We start from the raw sequence: 25,201 nt of genomic DNA, 5'->3' as shown, positions 1-25,201 counted from the left end.
GGGGCATCTGACGATAGCCGGTTGTGCCGCGTAGCTCAATAAGCCAGCCACGCTGTCGTTTCCTTCAGTCCGGCTTGCTTAGTCCTGCGGGGCGCGTTCGGCATTTTTTTCGGCGCGCCGAATACGCTCGATGTTGCGGCGTTCAACCGGCGTCAGCTTGGCATCCACATCATCGCTTGTGGGACGGTACCATGGCTGCGCCTGGAAATGCTCGGCAAGTTCAGGTTCGGCAAAGCGATAGCCATGGCGGGCCAGGATTTCGCTCCGCATCAGACGCAACTCATCGAGGGTCAGGTCAGCCAAGTCCTCGGTGGTGAGGTCACGAAGGGAAGCTTCAGGAAAATCACCGGGCAGGTCTTCAGGCGTGGCGGTTCCATCTTCTGGTTGGCGCGGCGGGCCCGACGCCTTGGTATAGACGCTGATGCCTTTTTGACGAATGACAGCGACCGCGGACTGGGCTTCGGCCTCAGTGCCGTAAATCCCCAGGGCCACGATGTAAAAACCCGGCTCAAAGTTTGTCCATTCATCTGTCTTCACGACAAAGGGCTGAAGGCCGGCCTTGGCATAGTCAGCTCGCTTGGCTTCGGCCGCTCCCGGCGTTTTCGCTGAAAAACCAATCACGTAGATGCCCTCTGAACCGGGCGCGCGCGACACCGGCAGGTCTGACGGGGCATCCGGCACCTCAGAAGATGCGGGCGGCGATTGCGGCAGTGGCGGGTCGGATGGCTTGCCGACCGGAGCGACCGGCGATGTCCCGGTGGACGGGGGCCGTGATGCCGCGCCTTGAAAATAGATGAGCAGCGCCAAAAACAACGTCGCGCCAAGCACCAGGGTCACGGCGATACCAGCCGCGACCCACCACCAACCACCGGTGCCCCGCGCTTCAGATGGCGGGTGATCAACGGCTTGGGCTGGCGGCAATGGCAGGGTATCCGCCGTTGGCGCGAACGCCATGCCAACGGGAGGGACGCTCGCCGGCGGCTGAAGTGCCGTCGGCGCGGACGTGGAAACCACAGCTTGGCCATCCGTGGCCGGGCGGTGCAGCACAGTCGCCGGCGCAACCCGTTCCGGCGGCGCAACCGACGCTGGGTGCGTGGTCAGCCGGGCCAGCGCCTGGCGCATGATGGTCGCTGAGGCAAATCGCTGGCGAGGGTCTTTACACAGGGCAGTTGCCAGAAAACGGTGTACGGCTGACGGGAACGCCGGTGGCAGCGGGACCGGTTCGCGGGCGACAATCGCCGCCATCAATGCCGTCAAGTCGGTTTGTGGAAAGGGGAGTCCCCCGGTGAGGAGTTGTTGGAAAAGCACGCCGGCGGCCCAGAGGTCGCCCGACTCGGTTCGCACGCCATCAAAAGCTTCGGGTGGCATGTATGATGGCGTACCGGCAATGAGTCCGGTGTGCGAAGTCACGCGAATGACGCGGGCGATGCCAAAATCGGCCAGGCGTGGGGTTTCACCTTGCAACAGCACATTGGCCGGCTTGAGGTCACGGTGCACGATCTGGCGGGCATGGAGGTGCTCCAACCCCGCCAAAATACCATCCAGCATGCGGGCAGCTTCGGGTAGCGTCACAACGCCGCCCTTGCGCGCCAACCAATCCACCAGCGAGCCATCCGGGGCATATTCGCTCACGATGACCACCCGCCCATCGTAGATGTCAGCCTCGATGATGGGCAGCACGTTCGGATGCCCACTGGCCTGGGCCCACACGGCGGCCTCTTTGCGAATGGCATCAAGATCGACGTCATCCGTGAGCGGCGTCTTGAGGGCAACCCGGGTCACGGCCAGCGCCGTCCGCCGCTCCGCGAGCCAGACCTGACCAAATGCGCCACGCCCCAGCAAGCGAACCAGCGTATAGGGTCCAAGGGCATCACCAGGCTGCATCGCGTCTCCAGAAAAACCAGCGCAATCCCATAACAAATAAGAATAAGTGCCAAACGATAGGGCTTTTTAGTGTAGCGCGTGTTTTTCGCGGTTGAAATCCAACGGTGGCGCGATGAGAATGACGCCACACAGTACCATTCGTCAAATCGCACAAAGCTTTTGGTTTCTATGAGGTCAACGCAGTGATGAGAACGCTTCGTTTGGGCGTTGTGGGCTGGTGGCTGCTCTGGTTGGTCATCCAGATTGGCGCACAGGCTGCCAACCCACAAGTCGCGGTCTCGGATGAGCTACGGGCCGCGCTCGCCCGGATTCAACCGGCTGCCCTTCGCGCCCATACCGAACTCCTTTCCGATGACCTGTTCGAGGGACGCGCACCCGGCGCGCGTGGTGGACTGCTGGCGGCCAAGTACATTGCTACCCAATTTCAAGCCTACGGGCTGGAACCACGTCACGGCTCGTATTTTCAAAACGTCCCGATCACGAACTTGCGCGCCCAACCGACCGTGATGACGTTACGGACCAACCAGGGACAAGCCGTCCAGTTGGCCTACGGTTCGGAATTCACGGCGCAATCCGGCGAGTGCGTCCCGGAAGTCAAACTCGACGATGTTCCGGTGATCTTTGCCGGTTATGGCATTGTCGCGCCGGAATATGATTGGAATGACTACAAGGACGTGGATGTGCGCGGCAAAATCGTCATGCTGCTCGTCAACGATCCCGGACTGCGCAACCCAAACATTTTTCAGGGGCGGACGCTGACCTACTATGGGCGGTGGACGTACAAGTACGAGGAGGCGGCCCGCCAGGGCGCGCGGGGGGTGCTGCTCATTCACACCACCGAAAGCGCGACCTATCCGTGGCAGGTGGTGCAAAGCTCAAACACCGGGGTGCGGTCAGAGTTGGTTCGGGATGCCAATTCACCACCAGTCGTGGCGCTCAAATCGTGGATTACCGACGACGCGGCGGTTCGCGTCGCCAAACTCACCGGCAAGAACCTGGCGATGCTCATCGAACAAGCCGAGCGGCGTGATTTTCGTCCGGTATCGCTCGATGTCACGCTTTCGCTCGACCTGAAAAGCGAGGTTTCCACGCTCGAATCCCCCAATGTCGTCGGCTGGTTACCGGGACGCGATCCCCAGCTCCGCGATGAATGCGTCGTGGTCACAGCCCACTACGACCACTTTGGCGTCAAGGAAGACGCCCCGACCGGACAAAAGCTCATTTATCACGGCGCGTTGGATAACGCTTCGGGCGTCGCGGCGCTGCTGGCCATGGCGGAAGCGCTGGCCAAATCGCCGTGGCGTCCACGGCGGTCGGTGTTGTTTCTGGCCGTCACCGCCGAAGAGCAAGGCTTGCTCGGAGCACAGTATTACTGCGAACGTCCGCTCATTCCGCTCGAAAAGACCGCCGCCAATATCAACCTCGATGAAGTCAACGTCTTTGGGCGCACGCGCGATTTCGTCCCGCTTGGAGCCGAACGCTCGACGCTGGGCAAAACGATTGACGCCTTGGCCAAACTCGAAGGCTTGGTGATGAAGCCCGATCCCTTCCCGCAAAACGGGTCTTTTTTCCGTTCGGATCACTTTTGCTTTGCCAAGGCCGGCGTGCCCTGCCTTTCGCTCAACTTTGGCGTCGAGGTTGAAGGCAAGCCCGAAGGCTGGGGTAAACAGCGGTTCGACACGTATGTGCGGCGCGACTATCACCAACCGACGGATGTCATTCAAGATGACTGGGACTTTCAGGGCGCAGCTCAACACGCCCAGTTTGCTTTACTGATTGTGGCCACCATCGCTGACGACCCAGCGATGCCCGACTGGCTGCCGGGTGAAGCGTTTCAGCGCAAGAAGACTTAATCATCCCAAAGGGAGCAACCATTCGCTCATGGCAGCGCGACTCGATGTGTCAACAAACACGACGACGGAGACAACCTTCAAACCCTTCGTCACCAGTGAAGCCATCCTGCCGGAATTTACGCTTCGCAGTGTGCTGGTTGGTGTCATCCTAGGTATCATCTTTGGGGCTTCGTCAGTTTATCTGGCGCTCAAGGTCGGACTGACAGTTTCGGCTTCGATTCCAATTGCCGTGCTATCTATCACGATTTTCCGGGCGCTGGGCAAAAGTTCCATTCTTGAAAACAACATGACGCAAACAGTTGGCTCGGCCGGGGAATCGGTCGCGGCGGGTGTTGTCTTTACCGTGCCGGCGCTGCTTCTGATGGGCTACTCGCTCGATCTGTCGCGCACCACGCTCACGGCACTCACTGGCGGCTGGCTCGGCGTGCTCCTGATGATTCCGTTGCGACGGGCGCTCATCGTCAAGGAACACGGCAAGTTGACGTACCCGGAGGGCACGGCCTGCGCCGAAGTGCTCATTGTGGGTGAAAAAGGCGGCAGCCAGGCCAAGCTCGTCTTTGGTGGCTTTGGGCTGGCGTTGCTGTACAAGTTCCTGATGTCGGGGCTGCACCTGTGGAAAGAGTACCCCGAAAAAGCGCTGGGCAAGGTACTGCCGGGCGCGACCGTCAGCGCCGAAGTTTCCCCGGAATTGATGGGGGTGGGTTATATCATCGGGCCGCGCGTGGCCGGGATCATGCTGGCCGGCGGGGCCATGTCGTACTTGGTCATCATCCCCACGATTGTCTTTTTTGGCAGCGGACTCACCGAACCCCTGTTTCCGGCGACCAAGCTCATCAACGGCATGACGCCAAGCGAGGTGCGGACCAACTTTGTGCTTTACATCGGGGCCGGGGCCGTAGCGACTGGTGGTGTCATCAGCTTGATCCGTTCACTGCCGATGATTTTGGCAGCCTTCCGCGCTGGCGTCGGAGGCTTCAAGGCAGCCGGAGAGACGACCGTTGCGCGAACCGAACGCGACTTGCCGATGAACCTCGTGCTGGGTGGCGCTGGGCTGCTATGGATCATCCTCAGCGCCGTCATTTACTTCACGGCGGCCGAACTGGGGTTTAGCGTGCTGGCAGCGGGGATGATCATTGCGTTTGGTTTTTTCTTCGTTACGGTGTCATCGCGCATCACCGGTGAAATTGGTTCGTCGTCCAACCCGATTTCGGGCATGACCGTCGCCACGATTTTGCTCACGTGCCTGATTTTTCTCGTCATCGGCAAGGTTGGCATCGAGGCGCGGGTCGTGGCGTTGTCGGTCGGCGCGGTGGTGTGCATCGCGGCCGCGATTGGCGGAGCAACCTCACAGGACCTGAAAACCGGTTTCCTGGTGGGAGCAACACCCCAACGACAGCAAATCGGACTCGTCATCGGGGTCACGACATCGGCGCTGGCGATTGGTTGGGTCCTATCGTTTCTCAACGATTCCAACACCATCTACTTCCCCAAGGAAGCGCCGGGCTACACGGCATCCACGACGGAAAATCGAACGATCACGCTGGCTGGCCAGACCTATCGGGTTCACAACGTCACCGAACCGATTGCTGGGCTGTTGCCGGGGCGTTACCTGATCAACGACGCCGGACAGATACGGTTCGTGATTGATCCCGGCGTCGGCGGCGTCGAGACGCAAAAGCTCGTCGAGACCCAGGGGCCTGTCGCGGGGGCAGCGACCGGTGAAACGTTGCGCGGGCTTGACGATCAGCCCTACCAAGTTGTGAAGGTCACCCAACCTGACGGGCTGGTTGTCTCGTACCTCGTGGACGGCGCCGGCCAAGCCCACTACCGGCTTGACAAACGCGACCTGCCCTATTCGGCTCCAAAGGCCAGTCTGATGAAGCTCATCATTGACGGTATCTTGACCCAAAAGCTGCCGTGGGGCTTGGTCCTTTTAGGAATGTTCATTTCAATCACGATGGAGTTGTGCGGGGTGGCGGCGTTGCCCTTTGCCGTCGGGCTGTATTTGCCATTTTCAACCTCCGCCGCGATTTTTGCCGGGGGATTCATCCGTTGGTTGGTTGACCGCCGAACCGGTGGCGCAGCCTCAGAGGCCGAGGCGGAAGCCGGGAGTGGTGTCTTGTTCAGCTCCGGGTTGATTGCCGGCGGCTCGATTGGTGGACTCCTTTTGGCTGCCTTGACCGTCGTTGCCGGAGACGCGCTGGCCAAGCTCAACATCGCCGAGCATTGGCCGGCAATCGAACGTGGCGCGTTCGCCGACCTGTGGGCCGTGGCCGTCTTCCTTCTTCTGGGGATTGGGCTTTATCAAATTGCGCGGTGGTCTTCAGTCGGAACGAAATCATGAGCAATCTCTCGTTTGTTTGGCGAATCCTGGCCATTGTGGTCATTGGCATCGGTGGACTTTGGTTAGGGTATGGTCTCACCGCTTATCAAGCGAATGCGGCAGGTGTGGTGACACGTGATGAAGCACCGTTCAACTACGCCGAAGACCGGCTGCTGATCTACTACGACCCGGCGACGAAGCGGGAGACCGTCATTTTTGAACCAACCATCCGCTTTCGGGGAGACCGCTTCGCCTGGGCCATGCCCTTCCCCGGTGAGGTGCAGTTGGCGGCGGCCGGGCCGCAGATTTTTCTGCGTTTGAGTGAATACCTCGCGCCCACCATCATCGAAACCAAGCTGCGGTGGAAACTAGCCTTTTGGTCGTGGGAGTGGCTCAAGCCAAAGCCCGTCGTCAAACCAAGTGAGCTTCCCAAGCCGCAACCGGGTCAGGTCGTTGTGGCGCGGCGGGTGGTTGAAGCCGGGATTGAAACCTTTCCCCGCGGTACGCAGGAAGAAGTCGAAAAGGCCCTGCAGCGAGCCGTATCGCGTGACCCTGACGAAATACCATTTGACCCCACCAAGCCGCCAAAACCAGACAAGCCGCTTCGGCTCTCCGAGCCATTTCTGGCCTGGGCAAAGCCATACTTCGCTCAGAAAGCCACCTGGGTCGTCGTGACGGCGCGCACGGATGTGCCTGACGTTTCGCTTGGCTACGACGAGCAAGCTTCCATTCAACCCTTTGCGGTATCCTTCACCACGGATCAGCCAGTCGTGCCGCTGGTTTGCCCAGCGCCCATCCCGGCGCTTACGGACGGACCGCAATACCGAAACTTCAAGGTGTTCATCGTTGCCGATGAGCGAAAGGAAGTGCGCGCGGATGGCGCAGTGTTGTTCGATCCGGCCGCCGCGCCATTTGCTGACCGGATTCCGGCGGCTGACTGGATGAAGCGCGTGCTGGCTCCGACGCAGCCCGAATTTCAACCAACCGGCGATACCTTTCTGACGACCTTCTTTCACACCGAACGCGACCAGCGGCTGTTTCAGACCAATCCGGTCATCGTCCCAGCCACGACGCAGGCAACGATTCGCCCGCCAGCCAATATCGTCGTCCGTGAGCAGCCGGCCATCATCCCAGGTGAAGCATTACTGCTCATCCTTGGGGGTGGGGTCATCTATTGGCGCCAGCGCCAGCGGGAACGACGGTGAGGCCAACCCAACCATTCGGGTTTAGACCGCGCCCGCCGATGGACACAGGTCGGCCAAAACGCAATCTTGGCAGCGGGGACTGCGCGCGCGGCAGACTGCCCGCCCGTGAAAGATCAACCAGTGCGGCAACATGACGTAGTGCCGCTCCGGCACAATTGCCATCAGGTCACGCTCGATCTTTTCAGGCGTCGGCGCGGTTGAAAAACCTAGTCGCGCGGAAAGCCGCGTCACATGGGTATCCACCACCACGCCCGGCGCTCGTCCAAAAGCATTGCCCAGAACGACATTCGCTGTTTTCCGGGCAACGCCCGGTAACGCAAGCAAATCGTCCATCGCGCGCGGAACCTCGCCGCCAAAGCGCTCAACGAGCTGGCGTCCCATGCCTTGCAGGGCCTTGGCTTTGTTTCGGTAAAAGCCGGTTGGGCGGATGTCGGACTGCAACGCTTCAAGGTCAGCGTTGGCGTAATCTGCCGCCGTACGGTACTTCTGAAAGAGTTCTCTCGTGACGAGATTGACCCGTTCATCTGTGCACTGGGCAGAAAGGATTGTCGCCACCAGCAGTTCAAGCGGCGTCGTGTAGTTGAGCGAGCAGCGGGCATCCGGGTAGGCCCGGCGTAAGCGCCCGATGACCGTCCGCATTCGCCGGCGCTGGGACGCAAGATTTAGTTCGTTCACCGTATGACCTGTTGGTTTGGGCATTGGTTGGCCTACTCAAGTGTAGGAAACCACTTGACGGTGGGGAGTATTTGCCACCAGCATACCGCTATCTTTCCAGACGTGAATATATGTCACGGTCTATTTCAACACGCTTCACAGTACATCGTGTCATGCCGAAGGTCTTGGTTCCCCTCGCGGAAGGTTTCGAGGAAATGGAAGCGGTTATCGTCGTGGACGTTCTCCGCCGCGCCGACATCGCCGTGGTCACGGCTTCACTGACGCCAGCACTGACCGTCACCGGCTCCCACTGCATTCCGGTCGTGGCCGATACGACCCTGGACCAAGTGCTGAATGACCATTTTGACGCGGTGGTTCTCCCCGGTGGGCTGCCTGGCGCGACCAACCTGCGTGATGATACGCGAGTGGCGGCGCTTGTTCAGCGGACGGCCGAACAAGGCGGCTGGACGGCGGCCATCTGCGCCGCGCCGCTGGCGCTGGCGGCGTTTGGTATGTTGCGCGAAAAGCGCTTCACTTCGCATCCAAGCGTTCGTGAGCGATTGTCAGACGCCGGTGGCACGTATGTCGAGGAGCGCGTCGTCACAGATGGTCGTACGGTCACCAGTCGCAGTCCCGGCACGGCATTCGAGTTTGCCCTGGCGCTCGTGGCTCAACTGGTGGATGAAACAGCAGCTCAGAAACTAGCCGCGGCCATGCTCGTCGGGCCACCGACGGCTTGAAACAACGTTTTTCTCTGGTTTATTAGTTGGCCTTTGCCCTGAAGGGCGGAAGCTCAAGCAGAGCCGTTGATACCAGAGTGCGTCCCGCAAACTGGCTCTGCTGGCGTTAGGTCGCCAAGACCTATGTCGGGAGACTTCCTCAATCCCGGATGCCGGAAGGCTGTCATCAGGTCAGCGAACATGAATCCACTCCCCCAAAAGAAACGTGTGGTGGTGACAGGCATTGGCCTGGTTACCCCCATCGGCAACACCCGCGAGGACAATTGGCAGTCGCTGATGGCTGGGCGCTCCGGTGCCGGACCCATCACGCATTTTGACGCCACCGGGTATGAGGTCCGCTTTGCGGCGGAAGTCAAGAACTTCGACCCGCGTCAGTACTTTGACGCCCGTGAAGTCAAGCGCACCGCCCCTTACATCCACTATGCCGTGGCAGCGGCTGAAGAAGCCCTGGCCGACAGCCAGCTTGATTTCACTCGGCTCGATCGCCAGCGGTGCGGCGTCTATGTCAGTAGCGGCATTGGCGGCTTCAACGTCATTGAACGGGAAAACGCGCGGATTCTCGATGAAGGCCCACGCCATATTTCGCCGTACTTCATGATCAGTTTTCTCGTCAACATGGCGGCCGGTCACATCTCGATTCGCCACGGCCTGCAGGGCCCCCTGGGCGCAACCGCGACGGCCTGCGCCGCTGGCGTTCACGCCATTGGCGAAGCCTTCCGGATTATCCAGCGCGGCGAAGCTGAAGTCATGGTATGCGGGGGCACCGAAGGCGCGATTACCCCAATGGGAGTAGGCGGCTTCTCAGCCGCCAAGGCGATGTCCACGCGCAACGATGACCCACAACGCGCCTCGCGGCCGTTCGACGCCCAGCGAGATGGCTTTCTGTTGGGCGAAGGGGCTGGTGTCATGGTGCTTGAAGCGTATGAGCAGGCCCTGGCACGCGGCGCGTCAATCTACGCCGAACTGGTCGGGTACGGCCTGAGCGGCGACGCCTACCACATCACCGCGCCAGCCCCGGAAGGGGATGGCATGTACCGGATGATGCTCGCCACGCTCCAGGATGCGGGCGTGACGCCAGACCAAGTGGACTACATCAATGCCCATGGGACTTCGACGCCGTATAACGATAAGTTTGAAACCGTGGCCATCAAGCGAGCGTTTGGAGACCATGCGTACCGGTTGGCCGTCAGTTCGACCAAATCCATGACCGGACATACCCTGGGGGCGGCGGGCGGCATCGAGGCCTGCTACAGCGCCCTGGCGGTTGCCCGCCAAATGATTCCGCCGACCATCAACTATGAGACGCCAGACCCGGAATGTGACCTTGACTATACGCCAAATGAGCCGCGCCCGGCCGAGCTTAGGTACGTGCTTTCCAACGCGGCCGGGTTTGGTGGAACCAACGGTGGGCTCCTCTTCAAGCGGGTTGAATGAATTCTGAACCACTTCTTCCGACAGGGCGCGACAACCGAGCTAGGTTACCACTTACGCTGGCGGCGCTTGGATTTGCCACGTTGTGGTGTCTTGGGCTGCTGTGCCTGCGGTGGCGCTTGACCAACAACCTGCACTACGCTTTTTTAGCCTGGAATCTCTTTCTGGCCGTCGTGCCGCTTGGGCTGGCCCTGTGGTTGTCACGTATTCACCAGCGCCCGCTGGGACTGGTGGTGTTGCTTGGATGGCTCGTCTTCTTCCCCAATGCTCCCTACGTGGTAACGGACCTCATCCACCTGTCGCCGTACGGACGCGCCCCACTCTGGTTTGACGTGCTGTTGCTGGCCTCGTTCGCCATGGCGGCACTCGGGATGGGATTAGCGTCTTTGCAACTCGTCCACGAGTGGGTGGAAGCTCAGTTTTCGGCCCTCATCGGCTGGACCGTGACCATTCTGATCTGCCCCCTGGCTGGTTTTGGAGTTTACTTGGGCCGCTTCGGACGGTGGAATAGCTGGGATGTCGTTCAGCGTCCGGTGGCTTTGCTGACGGATGTCGCCATTCAGCTCACCACGCCACAGAGTGCCGCGCGAGCGATTGCCATGACGCTTGGCTTTGCCGGCCTGTTATTTGTGACGTACGGCATCTGGTGGGCGCATGGGCGGCCGCTGGGACTTGGCCAGACCAGAAAACACTGAGGCCGGCACGCCCCTGCCATCAACCTCGCCAGCCGCACGGCATATCTCGTCAAGACCGCACCAAGGCAACCTCTGTCCGGCGGTAGTGGCGCCAGGACGTGGCTTGACAGGCTTGTATTTTTCGCTATATTAGCACTCGTGTGGTGCGGGTGCTAATCCGCGCCGCTATCATAAGTCGAATCAACATTTAGGCAAGGAGTACAGGATATGGCTACGACGATTCGTCCGCTCTATGACCGCGTGATTGTCAAACGCATCACGGAAACAGAGCAGGTTCGCGGGGGCATCATCATCCCCGACACGGCGAAGGAAAAGCCACAGGAAGGTGAAGTGATTGCTGTTGGCAGCGGGAAGCTGCGGGAAGATGGCAGCCGGACGCCGCTTGATGTACAGGTTGGCGACCGAGTGTTGTTTGGCAAGTATTCCGGTTCGGAAGTCAAGATTGATGGCGAAGAGTTCCTCATCATGCGGGAGGACGAAATTCTCGGCATTCTTGAGAGCGCGGGCAAAGGCAAAGCCGCAGCCAAGTGATGGTTCGACGTGATACGGGCAAGTTCATTCAGTGAGCTTGCCCGTTTGAGCGTTCAGGAGCCCACAAGCGCCAGACAGGCAAGAAACAAGACAGCAGGAAACAGCTTTAGATCTCAGGAAATACGTTTCAAGGAGTAACGTACGTTATGGCAAAGCAAGTCATTCACGGTGAAGAGTCACGGCAGGCAATCCTCCGTGGTGTCAATCAGCTCGCGGATGCCGTCAAGGTCACGCTCGGACCCAAGGGGCGCAATGTCGTTATCGAGAAAAAGTTTGGCAGCCCAACCATCACAAAGGATGGCGTGACGGTGGCAAAGGAAATCGAACTCAAGGACGCGCTTGAAAACGCTGGCGCCCAGATGGTGCGCGAAGTCGCGTCGAAGACTTCGGATGTGGCTGGCGATGGCACGACGACCGCGACCGTGCTCGCCCAGGCGATTTTCCGCGAAGGAGCACGGCTGGTGGCGGCGGGTCACAACCCAATGGCGCTCAAGCGGGGGATTGACCGGGCCGTGGAAGCAGCCGTGGCACGGGTCAAGGATATGTCCAAGCCGGTGAAGGGCGAGGCGATTGCCCAGGTCGGCACGATCTCAGCCAACGGCGACAAGCAAATCGGCGAAATCATTGCCGAAGCCATGAAGAAGGTTGGCAAGGATGGCGTCATTACGGTCGAAGAGTCAAAGTCGCTTGAAACGACGCTTGAAGTCGTCGAAGGGATGCAGTTTGACCGTGGCTACCTGTCGCCCTACTTTGTGACCGATGCCGAGCGCATGGAAGCCTCGTTGGAAAACGCGCTCATTCTCATCCATGAGAAGAAAATCAGCGCGATGAAAGATTTGCTTCCGCTACTCGAACAGGTTGCGCGGCAGGGCAAGCCACTTGTCATCATTGCTGAAGATGTGGATGGCGAAGCCTTGGCAACGCTCGTGGTCAACAAACTCCGTGGCACGCTACAGGTCTGCGCCGTCAAAGCGCCTGGCTTTGGGGATCGCCGCAAAGCGATGCTCGAAGACATCGCCGTGCTGACCGGTGGGCAGGTCATCAGCGAAGACCTTGGCATCAAGCTCGAAAACGTCAAGCTCGAGGACTTGGGCCGCGCCAAGCGTGTGACCATTGACAAGGACAACACGACCATTGTCGAAGGCGCTGGCAAGGCCGAAAAGATCAAAGCCCGTGTTGAGCAGATTCGCGTGCAGATCGAAAACACGACCTCCGACTATGACCGCGAGAAGCTTCAGGAGCGGCTGGCGAAGCTGGTCGGTGGCGTCGCCGTCATCAAGGTCGGCGCGGCTACGGAAACGGCCCTGAAGGAAAAGAAAGCTCGCGTTGAAGACGCCATGCACGCTACCCGCGCGGCCGTTGAAGAAGGGATCGTACCGGGTGGTGGGGTCGCCCTGCTGCGCGCCCAGAAGGGACTCGAAAATATTGAGGTTGGTGAAGATGAAGAGCGTTTCGGGGTGCAGATTGTTCGCCGGGCCCTTGAAGAGCCACTTCGCCAAATCGCGATCAACGCTGGTATGGAAGGCGCGGTTGTCGTCAACCGAGTGGCCAGCGAGAAGTCAGAAAGCTTTGGCTTCAATGCCGCAACGGGCGAGTTCGAAGACCTAGTCAAGGCAGGCGTCATCGATCCAGCCAAGGTAACGCGCACGGCGCTTCAAAATGCGGCCTCCATCGCTGGCTTGATGCTCACGACCGAAGCTCTCATCACCGAACTGCCGGAAGAAAAGAAGGCCGGTGGTGCGCCAGCGGGCATGCCAGGCATGGGTGACTATTGATCCGCAGCCTCTGTGTTGTCCTCCGGGCGGCGCTCACCAAGCGCCGCCTTTTTTCTTCCCCAGTGCGCCGGAGAGAGCGACAGAGCGCCGCGAACACGTAGGTCAACAGTATGGCCGCGCTTCGACTCAAGGCAACCCAGTCTCCGCCACGCAGGCCTTCAGGCGAGGGCAGGCTCACCACCAGCCAATGCCAGTACGACGTGCCATTCCGATTCAGTCACGGGCTGGACGGAAAGCCGCATCCCACGCCGAATCACCAGCATGGTTTCTAATCCGGGCGTTCGTTTGAGTTCATCGAGCGTAATCAGGCGCGGAAACACTCGCACCAAGCGGACATCCACCATGAACCAAGTTGGACGCGCCGGGTCACTTTTCACATCGTAGTAGCGGCTCTCTGGGTCGAACGCCGTATGGTCCGGGTAGCCCGCCCGCACAACCTCAACGATACCGGCAATGCCGGCCGGGGTTACGTTGCTATGGTAGAACAACGCCTGGTCGCCAACCTGCATGTCGTCGCGCAGAAAGTTGCGCGCCTGGTAGTTGCGCACACCTTCCCAGCTTGTGGTTTGGCGCGGTGCGCGACGTAGGTCATCAATCGAAAAGACGCTTGGCTCAGACTTGAGTAACCAGTAGCGTGCCATGGCTGAAGGGCTGCGAACCCGCCGGACAACCGACGTGCTGGACTTGGGATCGGTGAGTGAGTGTCATTCAACGGCCTCAGCCGCCAAACGATCAAGCGACAGCAGCAGGAGTGCCGCGCGTGCCAAACTTTGGGGGCGACCGACCGGATCGTACCATTCTTCCAGCGTATGGCAGCCCCCATACTCGCCACCAGCGCCGATCACAATCGCCGGAATGCCCAGCGCCATTGGCACGTTGGCATCCGTTGAACCGCTGTCCAGAACTGGGCGCTGCCCACAAATGCGGGTTGCCGCTACCGCACAACGTACGAGGTCGGAGGTTCGTGGGGTTTCCCCGGCCGGACGATCACCCAATCGCTGAACCGTAGTCGTCAAATGGCTTTGCTGGGTTGCACGTTGTAGCTCGGCTTGCTGAGCCTTGACGGCTGCCAGTCGCAACTCGGTCTCCAGATAGTTCAGGTCAGTCAGGGCCGGAGCGCGGCAGTCAATGTCCCCGTGCGCTTCGGCTGGAATGGCATTAATCCCTGTGCCACCGCCAACGGCAGCGACCGTACAGGTCATGGCGCGCCGCAACGGGATTTGTCGCAACAAGCTGATAAACTCACCTAGGGCGTGAACCGGGTTGACGATGCCAAAGTTTGCCCAAGAGTGTCCGCCTGGCCCGCCAAATGTCACCCGGAAGCGGCGCGAGCCGATTGCGCGGTGCGTGATTCGCTCTATTCCAGGCCCATCAAGGGCGATGAAACACAGCATTGGGGCGATGTCCTTCACCACAGCACGGACGCCTCGGAGATTGCCGGGTCCTTCCTCGCCGACAGTACCCACAAAGCACAGCGGGACGGACGGTTGCACCTCATACCGGACAAACGCGCGCGCCAGCGCCAGTAGTCCGGCAACACCACAAGCGTTATCGGCAATACCTGGCGCGTGGAGCCGTGGTCCTTGGCGGCGGACCTTGACCTCCGTTCCCGGCGGGAACACCGTATCCAAGTGCGCCGCAACGACCACTGGCGGATGCGTGGTATCCGCCCCCGGCAACCAGCCATAAACATTTCCTTCGGCATCCTGCCGCACACCAGTTAGCCCTGCCTCGCGTAACTGGGCAGCCACAAATCCAGACCGCACGGACTCGTGAAAGGGTGGCGCCGGAATTTCAGTGATGGCGATTTGCTCGCAGGTAATAGCTTCAGCCGATGCCGTGAAGTGCTCCCGGAGCTGCTCCAGGAGCGGTGACTGGGATAAGAACTGGACGACTGCCTCTGGTGTCGGCTTGGCAAGCTGGACAGACACAAACAGTCACTCCGATCAGGCGGTCGCCGCAGCCAATCCAGCAACCCCGGCCAGTCGAGAAAATTCAAGTGGCGATGCAAACCCAAGGTGACGCGGCTCGATCACGCTTGGGGAGGCGCCAAACGTCTCGGCAACAGGCTGGCGGATGTCTTCCACGTCAAGGGGCACATTGATCGCCAAAACCTCAAAGTGGATGTCCGCTGCTCCCTGGCTGAGACCAATTTCAGCGGCATGCTCCCGGAAGAAAAGCAGCAAGCGCAACAACTGCTCGGCCGGTGCTTCACCAGCCAGGGGTAATGTTCGTACCGCCAACGGAAGGCCTTTGCGCAGCAGCATGACCGCCAAGGCATCGCCCTCAACGCTAATCAGCATCTGGTGGTCTTGCCTTGGCGCGCGCTGCAACCACAGCGATTCACACAGGAGCTGGGGAAGAACCAGTCCAGGCTGCCAGTTCAACCGCTGCAAGTGGGACTGCAAATCCAAAGCGACCCGCCGGTGCATGGCTACCATCAAAAACCTTCGTCCGACACGCCCAGCCTCGAACTCAGTTCGACCAAGCTCGGATGTCGTCATCCAAATATCACCGGCGGCAAGGCCGGTCAGGCGCTCGGCCTTCCAGACCATTACCTGTGGCACGTCCTGGCGTGGCGTCGGAGCCTCAATCGTGATGACATGGGTGCGCGCGGTGGATGCGGGCAAAAGCACCGACCAGCGGCGTTCTCCGGCTAGCCCTAGCGTCTCGGCGGCGGTCTGCAACGCAGCAGTAAAAGCTTCTGGGAGGAGGACGTTTTCTGCGTCAAACGACGGCTGAAAGACGTTTTCGAGCCACGGACGAAAGATAGATTGCTGGCTGCGTCGGTCTAGCATGACAACGCCATCCGCCACCAGTGCGCACAGCGCCCGCGATGGTATCGGAGACACCAACCGTCGCCAAGCCCATTCAAATACATTCATACGCATCCAAACCGTTCGCAGTAGCAAGCCCGGCTGACTTACCACTCATTGTAGGGAACGCCATCCGTGCCAATCCCTTCGGCGCCGCTGAAAACATCTACAATCCCGCGTGGCGCCGACGGGACAACGGGTTCATCTTCCAAACGTACCACCCAGGTATCACGGCTCTCCGTCAGCGGGTCAATCGGAATTTCGCGTAGGTACTTGGCTCGCTCAAGGTCCTTGAGGCTTTCTGGAGCGCGATTCTTATCGTAGGTGTAGCGGTTGATGGCGTCCCGCATCTTGAAAAGATCATCGCGCAGCACGGTTTCACGCGCCCGCAACAAAAGGTTGCGGTAGATCGGAATACTCACCGCCAGCAGAATCACCATGATGGTCATCACGATGACCAGTTCCAGCAAAGTAAACCCACGGCTTTTTCGACTAACGCGGCCCAGCTTCATAACTCTCACCATTGATCACCATTACCATTCGTCGTAGCGCGTCCCATCCAAAGCGACGGCGGTTGAACGCGACCGAACATCAAAAACATCATCGCCCGTCGAAAGCGCCGAATCTGGATCATCGGTTGAGGTACGAATTTGCCAGTCTGCTTTGCCAGTCATTGGGTCTTTTGGCAACCGCCGCAGAAAGAAGATCTTCTTTCCGTCCACGTTGCCGGCCGGAACAAATCCTTCATAAAGCACTTCCAAACGTTTAGGGTAGCCGCTGGTTGTGCGCAGTTCAGCCGGAACGCGCTGCCCGCCACTCTGGTCGTTGAATTCCTTGTAGCGGTCAATCGCAAAGCGAATTTCACGCAGCGCCCGGCGAAGCTCTGTCTCTTGGCGGCTGCGAGCCGCCGTCCGCGCCAGTGGCAGGGCCGCACTCGTCAACACGGCCAAGATCGCCAGCGTGATGATCATTTCGAGCAATGACGACCCAGCTTGGGCGAGGCGACGCTGCCTGGTTTGCCTCTCCAAGCAAACCGGCAGCGCTCTTTCAAGTACCCTGGTGTTGCGGCGGCACATGCTTGTCATCCTTGGTTACGGCTTGGGTTACTGCTTGCCGTTGGGCGCACCACCGGCGATGACCGGTGGCGCAGGGCTTGGGATGACCGGGACCAGTTCGTTGGTGAGTCCACGTAGATCGAGCACATCGAGGCGGATATCCCCATTGCCCGGCGCAAGAACCTGAAAATCAAAAATTGCGACCGGACCATTTGCCGGACGACCACTGGTCAGGCTTGACGAGATGAGGGCGGTGGCAAAGGCCTGTCCCCCATTATCGCCAGTCTGGAAGTTGCCGGGCGACAACAGCCCACCGTCCCGGATGCCGACCAGCTTGAGTACCGCCTGGTTGTAGTGCAGAAAGATAGAAGCCGCCGAGATGTTTGTGCCTTCGCTATTGAGAATGACCGCCACGGAGACAACCTGGCCAACCATTGGGCGCAAACTCGGTGACACCATCAGCAGGGAGCGCACCGGGGCCCCGGTGCCAGACGATGGACGCTGTGGCGTGGGTGAAGTGGGGTCGTTGGGGTTGAAGGGTTGGTTGGCCGGCACACCACCTGCGGGAGCCATGCCAGTCGCCGGCAGGTCAGACACCGGCGCGGGCTGAATCGTGCCGCCAAAGCTTCCTCCCCCACCGGAGGGCATCATATTCGGCGTCATACTAGGCGTGGCCACAACTGGCGCCGTCGGTGGTGAGCTAACCGTCCCAGGAGAGGCAATGGTAAAACGCCCATTTTCTCCATTCGCGCTCACCGGTGGAGCGGCGGCAGGTGTCCCTACGGACTTGTCTGGAGGCTGGCTTGTGACCGGCGTCTCCCGAAGCTGATTGGCCTCACGCATTTCTTCGCGGTCGGCATCCGCCACGATTTCATCAATCGTGAGAAACCGACCATAGCTCAACCCGCCGACGCCAACCGATACATCCAGCGGACCAAAGGCCGTCTTGAGTTCTTCTTCGGTGACGGCACCGCCCCGCACAATGTGCGGGGTAATCGTAATGACAATGTGCGTGGCCTGTTTATTCCGAGAAGGCGCGGAGAACAACCGACCAAAAACCGGAATAAAGCTCAATACGGGCAACCCGGTACGTGAATCGGTATCGTCCACGCGCATGACGCTGGCTGCCAAAGCCGTGTAACCATCGCGCACCCGCGCCACGCCTGTCACTTTGCGCTGTGAGATGGTTGGGGTCAAGTCCTGGGTAGCTCCAGTGGACGGTGGCACGGTTGAGGTTTCAATCGAGATGTCCATCTGAACAATGTCGTCTGTGATGTGCGGCTTGACCGCGATATTCAACCCAACGTCGCGGTACTGCACCTGATTAAAACCAGGAAAGAAGATTTGCCCAGGTGGTGGGGGTTGTCCCGGACCAAAGCCAGGGTTGCCAATTTGGATGGGCACCGACTGGCCAATGTTGACTTTGCCTTCCTTGTCTTCAAAGGCCCGAACTTGGATTTGCGAGATGAGCCGCCCCAGTCCGCGGCTCTGAAGGGCGGTAATGGTTGACGGCGGCAAACCCAGTCCAAACCCAAGGGTGCTGCTAAAAACCCCGGCCGGCGAGACCGGACGCAGTAGCGGCCCCTGACCAATCCCGCCCAAGTTGGAAGCGCTTGGGGGGGTCAGTGTAACGGCCGTTCCGCCCGTGCTACTGATAGTCGGTGGTTGAGTTGCAAACTGATTTCCCAACTGTAGCGCTTCCTGCTGCGTGACCTCATAGATATTGACATCCATGACGACTTCAGCCTGGGGGCGATCCACGGTGTTGATCATCCGCTCGATGATTTTCAGGTTTTCACCTGACGAGCGAACGAGCAGCATGTTTGACTGCGGCACAGCCACGACCTGCTGGGCCATGGCCGGACCGAGCAACGTGAGCATTTGCTTGACGTCATCCAGCTTGGCATTTTTGATATAGAAGGGCTTGACGAGCGAATCTTCATACTTTTGGGCCAGCGAGCCGCCGTTGGGAAATTGTCCCAACCCACGCTTGACGATCAGGATCGTGCGGGTATCCACGCGAAAATACTGAAACCCATTGGCATCCAGGACCAGCTCCAGGGCTTTGCCGGCCGTCATGTCCTGCTTGATGTCGAGCGTGAAGCGCGTGTTGGCAATCTGCTGAAGCGTCGTGCTTTCAAAGACGACATTCAAGCGCATCTTGTCACAGAGCGTACGGACGATGGTTTCAACCGGCTGGTTCATGAACCCTTGCCAGCGTCCAACGTAGCGTTGGCGCGCCGCGAGTTCAGCCGCCTTACGGGTCTCGGCTTCGGTGGCCTCAGCAGCCGTTCGCTGGTAAGGGGACGGCTCGCCCTGTGGGGTTGCGTCAATGCCCTGCTTTTTGAGCATCTCTTTCATTTTGGCGAAGGCAACCTCGTTGGTCTGGTCGTAGCGATAGGCTTCCCGGTAGGCGTGATAAGCCCCTTCATAATCGCCCTGCTCTTCCATTTGGCGTGCGCGCATGGCGCAGAGCACCGAGGCATTGAACAGCGACCGCTGAAGGTGAAGCTGATACTCCACATTTGCCGGCTCTTCCTGGAGCGCTTGGGCAAACAGTTCAGCCGCCTTGTCCCACTGCTTGACAGCTTCGTACTTGAGACCTTCTTTGAAGTACTTCTTGCCGTTGCCAGCAAGCACCGCCGGCGACAAGGTGACGAAGATCAACGCGGTGGCCATCCCCATGGCGGCGGCACGGCGCGCACAGGACAAAACGTTAGAGACCAGCATTAATTTCAACATAAGCATACCTCGCTCGGCGCGATGGATCACCTAATCAACAGAGTCCAAACTTACTCGACAGAACTTACTCGACAGAACTTACTCGACAGAACTTACTCGACAAACGTCACACGATTGATTTCACGCAACGTTGAAATCCCAGCAAAAACTTTCTTTAAAGCTGACTCGCGCAGCGACCCAAGTCCTTCTTCGCGCGCCGCACGGCGGATTTCGGAGCCGGGGCGGCGGTCAAGAATGAGTTCCCGAATTCGATCAGTTAGATCAAGCATCTCATGAATGGCGGTTCGCCCACGATACCCTGTGCCGTTACACTCCGGGCAGCCAACGTTTTCGTAAAAGACCTGGTCACGAAACTTGCTTGGATTGAGACCGGCTTCCTCGAGTTCGCGGTCAGTCGGTTGGTACTGGCGCTTGCAAGCCGGGCATAACTGCCGCACCAAGCGTTGCGCCAGCACACAGTTGAGCGAGCTGACAAAGTTGTACACTTCAACGCCCATATTGACAAATCGGCCGATAACGTCAATGACATTGTTGGCGTGAACCGTCGTAAACACCAAATGCCCGGTCAACGCCGCGTTGATGGCAATCTGAGCGGTTTCCGTATCGCGGATTTCGCCGACCATGACCTTATCGGGATCGTGGCGCAAGATGGCGCGCAGTCCGCGGGCAAAGGTGAGTCCCTTCTTCTCGTTGACCGGAATCTGCATGATACCGCGCAACTGATACTCCACTGGGTCTTCAATCGTGATGATTTTGTCTTCTGGGTTAGCGATTTCGTTGAGTGCGGCATACAACGTCGTTGTTTTGCCGGAGCCGGTTGGCCCGGTGACGAGCACCATCCCGTAGGGTTCACTGATGAACCGTCGAAACCGGATCAGATCGGCCGGGTCAAACCCCACGACGTTGAGCGTGAGTTCACGAAAGGCTTCGTTGATTTGTTCCTTGTCCAGAATACGGATGACGCAGTTTTCACCAAAGGCGGACGGAATGATGGAGACCCGAAAATCAATCGTGCGTCCCTTGACGCGCACGCGGAACCGGCCGTCCTGTGGGGTACGGCGCTCGGCAATGTCAAGCTCCGACATGACCTTGATCCGGGAAATCAGCATTTGGTGATAGCTGGCATCAATTGGATTCATAGCCGGGTACAGTGCGCCATCAATCCGGTACTTCACGTGGACTTCCGACTCATGGGCTTCGATGTGGATGTCAGAAACCCGGCGCTCAAGTGCCGTCAGCACGATGGTGTCCACAAGCTTGATCACCGGCGCGGTTTCATCAGCCAGACGGTCAAGGTCAAGGTCCTGCTCGCCCTGCTCGGTTTCCTTGACCAGCTTGATACGAAACGACTCGGTCGCGCCTTCCAACACTCTTTGCGCTGAGTCACTGCGCCGCAGCGCATTTTCAATCGCCGAGCGCGTGGCGACCGCCGGCTTGATGCGCACTTTCAACTGCGCAGATAGCTCATCCAGCGCGTCGAGGTTGGTCGGGTCGGCCATGGCGGCAAAAAGCCGACCGTTTTCCCGCCGCAGGGGAACGAATTTATAGCGGGTCATCAAATCCACTGGATGCGTGTGGATCAGCTCATAGTCTAGGTTGGCCGTGGTCAAATCCACGAACTCCAGCCGGTAGCGTCGCGCCAGTTCCTGGGCAGCCGCCAGCTCCCGGTCAGCTTCTTCCGCCGACGGGAGCATCGAAGGTAAATCAGGGGTTGTATCTAGAGACATATTCGTCTGGCCATTGGCGCGCTCGCTGGTTAGCGGACAGCCGCGCCTCCGGTTGCAAAACTCAGGATTGGTAAGTAAAGCGCCATCACGACAATCAGCACAATCGTTCCCATAAAGCCCAGAACGATGGGTTCGATGAGCGCCGTCAGCGAGGCAATTTTGACATCCAGTTCGGCTTCGTAAAACTGAGCAACTTCATCGAGCATCGTCACCAGCGATCCGGATTTTTCCCCTACGCCGATCATGTCGGTAGCGAGGGCTGGCATCCAGTTTGCCCGTTCAAGCACGTCCACGAGCGTTTGGCCTTCCTGAATACCGCGCACGACATCCGGCATCGTTCTGGCGATGCGTCGGTTGCCGATCACTTCCGATGCGATGTCGAGGGATTCGAGGAGCGGCAACCCACCGTTGAGCAGTGTTGCAGCACTCCGGCAGAAACGCGCGGTGGTGGACTGTCGAATGATGTCCCCAATAATCGGCAGCTTGAGGAAAAAAGCGTCCAATGTGCTGCGTCCATGGGTGGTGCGTCGCCAAATGAAAAACCCAACGATCGTGATAAAAAGCGTCGGACCCAGCCACACCAAGTTGCCTTCAACCGCTTTTGATACCGTCACCACATAGACCGTCACGAGTGGCAATTCAGTATTGGAAGATTCATACAAAGTAGCGAACTTTGGAATCACGTAGGTTGTGAGCAAGGCCACCAGTGCCACCGAAGCGACGATGAGAATCACTGGATAGGTCAACGTCTTGATCAGCTTGCGCCGAACTTCAGCCGTCGCTTTGGCATGGTTGACGTAGCGCTCCAGCACCGTATCTAGCTCGCCAGAGCGTTCGCCGGCCAGCACCGAAGCCGTCAACAACCGGGGGAAGACATCTGGATGCTCGCCGTAGGCTTCCGAGAGCAGGCCGCCGCGCGTGATTCGCCGCTCCACGTCTTCCAACACGGTGCGGAACGCACCCGGCGGCTGACGGCGGATGAGGATGCTCAACACCTGAAGGAGCGGCAGCCCGGCTCGCAGAAGCGTCGCTAGCTGCTGATTATATAGGAGAAACTCCTGCGGCTTGACCTTGACGCCACCGAACAAGGATTGCTGTAGGGCGCGACGCATCGGGCGTTCAATCGCAAAAACCCGAAAGCCTTCCGTCTGAAGACGCGCCCGCAGCTCTTCAATGCCATTAGCTTCAACAACGCGGGTGACAATATCGCCACCGGGTGTTCCCAAGCGACAAGTGAACTCAGGCATGAGGCAAACCGTGTGGGAAGAAGACATCTAACCAAATCATAGGCTCAGGACTATAGCACGCCGTGGATAAGGAAAGTTCCGAAGTTTTCCACTTGGAAACGCACTGTGCCGTTTTTTCTGGTTGGGCTTATTGAAAAGCGTATAGCGCCATATAAAAGCCCCGCCGCGCGCATATCTGGAAGAAAGTTATATTACTTTTTTTCAGGCTCGCTTCTGAAGTTGGCGGTGTGCTTGCCTGATTCACAAGGTATCCAGGTCAATACCTAGGGCGCGAAGCTTCGCTGCCAGGCGTTCCTTCTCGGCACGCTCACGCTCTTTTTCGGCACGCTCACGCTCTTTCTCAGCGCGCTCACGCTCTTTCTCAGCGCGCTCACGCTCTTTCTCGGCGCGCTCTTGTTCAGCTTGCCGCCAAGCCAGCTCTTTCTCTGCTCGTTCGCGTTCCTTTGCCGCCTGTTCCGCCGCCGCCCGCTCCTCGTCCGTCGGTAGCCACCGCCCTTCCGCGTCGTAAAACCTCACCCAATCTCCCTCCAGCCGCTTGAACCGCCCACGCCAAATCCCGATCCCCAACCCGGCTTCCGGCAGCCACAGCCGCCCCTCCCCACTCGTCACCTCCCGCAACCCAACCCCATCGTGCCGGAAAAACCGCACCTCCGCCGGCCGCCGATGGTGATTCACCGTCACGTAGTACGGTACTTTCAAATGCCGCTCATACACCTCCCACTTCGTCGGGCCGTCCTGCGCCGGCAACGCCCCCCGGCCAAGGTCATTCCGCGTCGTGCCGGGCGAAAGCGCCTCCACGATGATGAGCGGCGTGGCCTTTTCCTCCCACACCACGAAGCTTGTCCGCTGCCGCCCATCGCGCAGCAGCGGCACATCCACGACGCCAAACCAGTCGGGACGCAGCCCGTGCAAGGTCGGCTGCGCCTGGTAGTAGAGATACATGTCGAGTGCCGAGAAGTAGCGGTCGGGGAGGAACTTGGGGGGACGGAAGGTCTCGATGAGCAAGTAAGCCAGGAAAGCGTGAAACTCGTCGGGCAAGGCTTCCTCTCCTTCAAACTCGCTGGGGAGGTCATCCATGGTCGGAAGCACCGACTTGTACGAGGTGGACATACCGCGCCTCCTTTTTCACGAGTGAAGCTTGGCAAGTGTAATGGTTGGTAGTTCAACTTCCAATACGCAGTGGTCAATCAATACGCAGTGGTCAATATGCATTCGAGCAGGCTATCTGACGGAATCTTGGCTGCAAAGCTTGACGTACCATTCAGGGTTTACCGCGCAGACCACTCCATGACCATAACGATGCGTTGGTAACCTCGGCTCTGCGTCAGGGTCGGAACCTAGCACAGCCTGCAAATCCCATGCTTTGCTCGGTCAGCCTTGCACATGAAATGGACGAACGGCACGCTTCTTTGATCCAGAACCAAACTTGGAGTCACATCCATGTCGCAACCTTCGCCTTTGTCACCTGAAACCCCGCCCACTGCCGCCCCAAAAACAGCATCGCACCTCGGGCGTTGGTTTCGTCGGCTTGGCATTGCTGTGGCAGGCGCAACGGCCGGCTATGTGTTGGCCTCCGTCGCCGTTGCCATCCCGCTTTCGATCATGCTGGTTTCACCCCGCCCCAAGCGCCGGCGGCACTTGGAAAGCATGCGGTTACGGGACTACCTCTGGGCGCGGCGCATTCCCTATCGTGAAACCCAGTTCACGTCCTATGACGGGACGAAACTCACGGGCTGGTTTCTTGACCGCGGCTGGTGGCGGCCGACGGTGGTGGCACTCCATGGCGTGACGGGCAACCGCACGAGCCTCATCCGATTTGGAGCGATACTTTATACGGCCGGCTTCAATGTGTTCCTCTATGACGGGCGCGCGCACGGGCACAGTGGCGGACGCTTTGTCACCTACGGCTATCACGAAGTTCGTGATGTCAGCGCCGCGCTCGACCACATTTCAAAAAAGTTTCGCCTGCGCGATCAGCGGTTCGGACTCGTCGGTATCTCCATGGGCGCGGCCATTGCCCTCCAGGCGGCGGCCCGCGATCCACGTATTGCCGCGGTTTGGGCTGAAAGCCCCTTTTCATCGCTACAGAAAATTTCCCGCGAGTACGTGGCCGATATTTTGCGCGTGCCATCCACGGCACTTGCGCCGACGACGTGGGTGGCGGAACTCATCGCCAACTACCGGGGCAACTTTTCAGTTTCGGATGTCAACCCGCTGGCGATCGCCGGAAAAATCACCTGCCCGGTTCAACTTGTCCACGGACTCGCCGACGATTTCGTGCGTCCTCATCACTCCCAAGCCATTTTTGAAGCTTTGGTCAATGCGGCGGAAAAAGACCTCTGGCTGATTGAACGTGCCACGCATGCCCGCTGCTACCGTGCCGCGCCCGACGAGCACCATACGCGCTTGCCTGATTTCTTTCACCGCCACCTTGGGCGCTAGTCTTCAGCCCTGTGAAGGCAGCCGGCAGTTCACTGATGACGTTTTGGATGAAGGATGGCTTTTTGGATGAAGCGGCCGGAC

At 59.2% G+C, this 25,201-nt stretch carries 20 protein-coding genes; 9 read left to right on the top strand and 11 right to left on the bottom strand.

What is annotated here, in order from left to right:
• Positions 1–78: 78 nt before the first annotated feature.
• Positions 79–1,884, bottom strand: coding sequence for a protein kinase domain-containing protein (locus tag J8C06_RS02895; RefSeq protein WP_211429295.1), 1,806 nt, complete (start codon positions 1,882–1,884; stop codon positions 79–81).
• Between the two features lie 185 nt (positions 1,885–2,069).
• Between J8C06_RS02895 and J8C06_RS02890 the strand changes: the two genes are divergently transcribed.
• The 3 genes from J8C06_RS02890 to J8C06_RS02880 are packed head-to-tail and all read left to right on the top strand — an operon-like array spanning position 2,070 to position 7,265.
• Positions 2,070–3,737: a M20/M25/M40 family metallo-hydrolase gene (locus tag J8C06_RS02890; protein ID WP_211429294.1), complete on the top strand. Its 1,668-nt coding sequence runs from the start codon at positions 2,070–2,072 to the stop codon at positions 3,735–3,737.
• Positions 3,738–3,765: 28 nt separating this feature from the next.
• Positions 3,766–6,081 (top strand): OPT family oligopeptide transporter, encoded by a 2,316-nt coding sequence (locus tag J8C06_RS02885; RefSeq protein WP_211429293.1) that lies wholly within the window; start codon positions 3,766–3,768, stop codon positions 6,079–6,081.
• Positions 6,078–7,265 (top strand): hypothetical protein, encoded by a 1,188-nt coding sequence (locus J8C06_RS02880; protein ID WP_211429292.1) that lies wholly within the window; start codon positions 6,078–6,080, stop codon positions 7,263–7,265. The genes J8C06_RS02885 and J8C06_RS02880 overlap by 4 nt, the downstream gene beginning before the upstream one ends.
• 21 nt (positions 7,266–7,286) lie before the next feature.
• Here the strand turns inward: J8C06_RS02880 and nth are convergent, their stop codons facing one another.
• Positions 7,287–7,964 carry an endonuclease III gene (nth, locus tag J8C06_RS02875; protein WP_211429291.1) on the bottom strand — a complete coding sequence of 226 codons (678 nt, stop codon included), beginning with the start codon at positions 7,962–7,964 and terminating at the stop codon, positions 7,287–7,289.
• A gap of 128 nt (positions 7,965–8,092) precedes the next feature.
• Between nth and J8C06_RS02870 the strand changes: the two genes are divergently transcribed.
• The 5 genes from J8C06_RS02870 (at position 8,093) to groL (ending at position 13,091) form a co-directional block, all read left to right on the top strand.
• On the top strand, positions 8,093–8,659 hold the full coding sequence (locus tag J8C06_RS02870) for a DJ-1 family glyoxalase III (RefSeq protein ID WP_211429290.1): 567 nt from the start codon (positions 8,093–8,095) through the stop codon (positions 8,657–8,659).
• 180 nt (positions 8,660–8,839) lie between these two features.
• Positions 8,840–10,093 carry a beta-ketoacyl-ACP synthase II gene (fabF, locus tag J8C06_RS02865; RefSeq protein WP_211429289.1) on the top strand — a complete coding sequence of 418 codons (1,254 nt, stop codon included), beginning with the start codon at positions 8,840–8,842 and terminating at the stop codon, positions 10,091–10,093.
• Complete coding sequence (locus tag J8C06_RS02860) at positions 10,090–10,785, top strand: DUF1361 domain-containing protein (protein WP_211429288.1); 696 nt, start codon at positions 10,090–10,092, stop codon at positions 10,783–10,785. The genes fabF and J8C06_RS02860 overlap by 4 nt, the downstream gene beginning before the upstream one ends.
• Positions 10,786–10,992: 207 nt before the next feature.
• Positions 10,993–11,316: a co-chaperone GroES gene (groES, locus tag J8C06_RS02855; protein ID WP_211429287.1), complete on the top strand. Its 324-nt coding sequence runs from the start codon at positions 10,993–10,995 to the stop codon at positions 11,314–11,316.
• Between the two features lie 146 nt (positions 11,317–11,462).
• Entirely contained in the window at positions 11,463–13,091 is a 1,629-nt protein-coding gene (gene groL, locus J8C06_RS02850; protein WP_211429286.1) for a chaperonin GroEL, read from the top strand.
• A gap of 158 nt (positions 13,092–13,249) precedes the next feature.
• Here the strand turns inward: groL and J8C06_RS02845 are convergent, their stop codons facing one another.
• From J8C06_RS02845 to J8C06_RS02805, 9 genes are all read right to left on the bottom strand, one after another.
• Complete coding sequence (locus tag J8C06_RS02845; RefSeq protein WP_211429285.1) at positions 13,250–13,732, bottom strand: EVE domain-containing protein; 483 nt, start codon at positions 13,730–13,732, stop codon at positions 13,250–13,252.
• A gap of 63 nt (positions 13,733–13,795) precedes the next feature.
• Positions 13,796–15,022, bottom strand: coding sequence for a M20/M25/M40 family metallo-hydrolase (locus tag J8C06_RS02840; protein WP_211429284.1), 1,227 nt, complete (start codon positions 15,020–15,022; stop codon positions 13,796–13,798).
• Positions 15,023–15,037: 15 nt separating this feature from the next.
• Positions 15,038–15,976: a type IV pilus biogenesis protein PilM gene (locus tag J8C06_RS02835; protein WP_211429283.1), complete on the bottom strand. Its 939-nt coding sequence runs from the start codon at positions 15,974–15,976 to the stop codon at positions 15,038–15,040.
• A gap of 38 nt (positions 15,977–16,014) precedes the next feature.
• On the bottom strand, positions 16,015–16,419 hold the full coding sequence (locus tag J8C06_RS02830; protein WP_246602069.1) for a type II secretion system protein: 405 nt from the start codon (positions 16,417–16,419) through the stop codon (positions 16,015–16,017).
• Between the two features lie 21 nt (positions 16,420–16,440).
• Positions 16,441–16,983, bottom strand: coding sequence for a prepilin-type N-terminal cleavage/methylation domain-containing protein (locus tag J8C06_RS02825; RefSeq protein WP_281423837.1), 543 nt, complete (start codon positions 16,981–16,983; stop codon positions 16,441–16,443).
• A 27-nt stretch (positions 16,984–17,010) separates the two neighbouring features.
• Positions 17,011–19,704 (bottom strand): secretin N-terminal domain-containing protein, encoded by a 2,694-nt coding sequence (locus tag J8C06_RS02820; RefSeq protein WP_211429280.1) that lies wholly within the window; start codon positions 19,702–19,704, stop codon positions 17,011–17,013.
• Positions 19,705–19,796: 92 nt separating this feature from the next.
• Entirely contained in the window at positions 19,797–21,431 is a 1,635-nt protein-coding gene (locus J8C06_RS02815) for a GspE/PulE family protein (protein ID WP_407064905.1), read from the bottom strand.
• 29 nt (positions 21,432–21,460) lie between these two features.
• The gene (locus J8C06_RS02810; RefSeq protein WP_211429279.1) at positions 21,461–22,678 is read right to left on the bottom strand and encodes a type II secretion system F family protein; all 1,218 of its coding nucleotides are present in this window, start codon (positions 22,676–22,678) and stop codon (positions 21,461–21,463) included.
• A 240-nt stretch (positions 22,679–22,918) separates the two neighbouring features.
• Positions 22,919–23,788: a Uma2 family endonuclease gene (locus J8C06_RS02805; RefSeq protein WP_211429278.1), complete on the bottom strand. Its 870-nt coding sequence runs from the start codon at positions 23,786–23,788 to the stop codon at positions 22,919–22,921.
• Between the two features lie 330 nt (positions 23,789–24,118).
• Between J8C06_RS02805 and J8C06_RS02800 the strand changes: the two genes are divergently transcribed.
• Positions 24,119–25,120 carry an alpha/beta hydrolase gene (locus J8C06_RS02800; protein WP_211429277.1) on the top strand — a complete coding sequence of 334 codons (1,002 nt, stop codon included), beginning with the start codon at positions 24,119–24,121 and terminating at the stop codon, positions 25,118–25,120.
• Positions 25,121–25,201: the final 81 nt, after the last annotated feature.

It is taken from the genome of Chloracidobacterium validum (assembly GCF_018304825.1).
GTDB lineage: Bacteria > Acidobacteriota > Blastocatellia > Chloracidobacteriales > Chloracidobacteriaceae > Chloracidobacterium > Chloracidobacterium validum.
The sequence above is the reverse complement of the archived record's forward strand: the minus strand, read 5'-3'. Positions and strand labels throughout refer to the sequence as shown.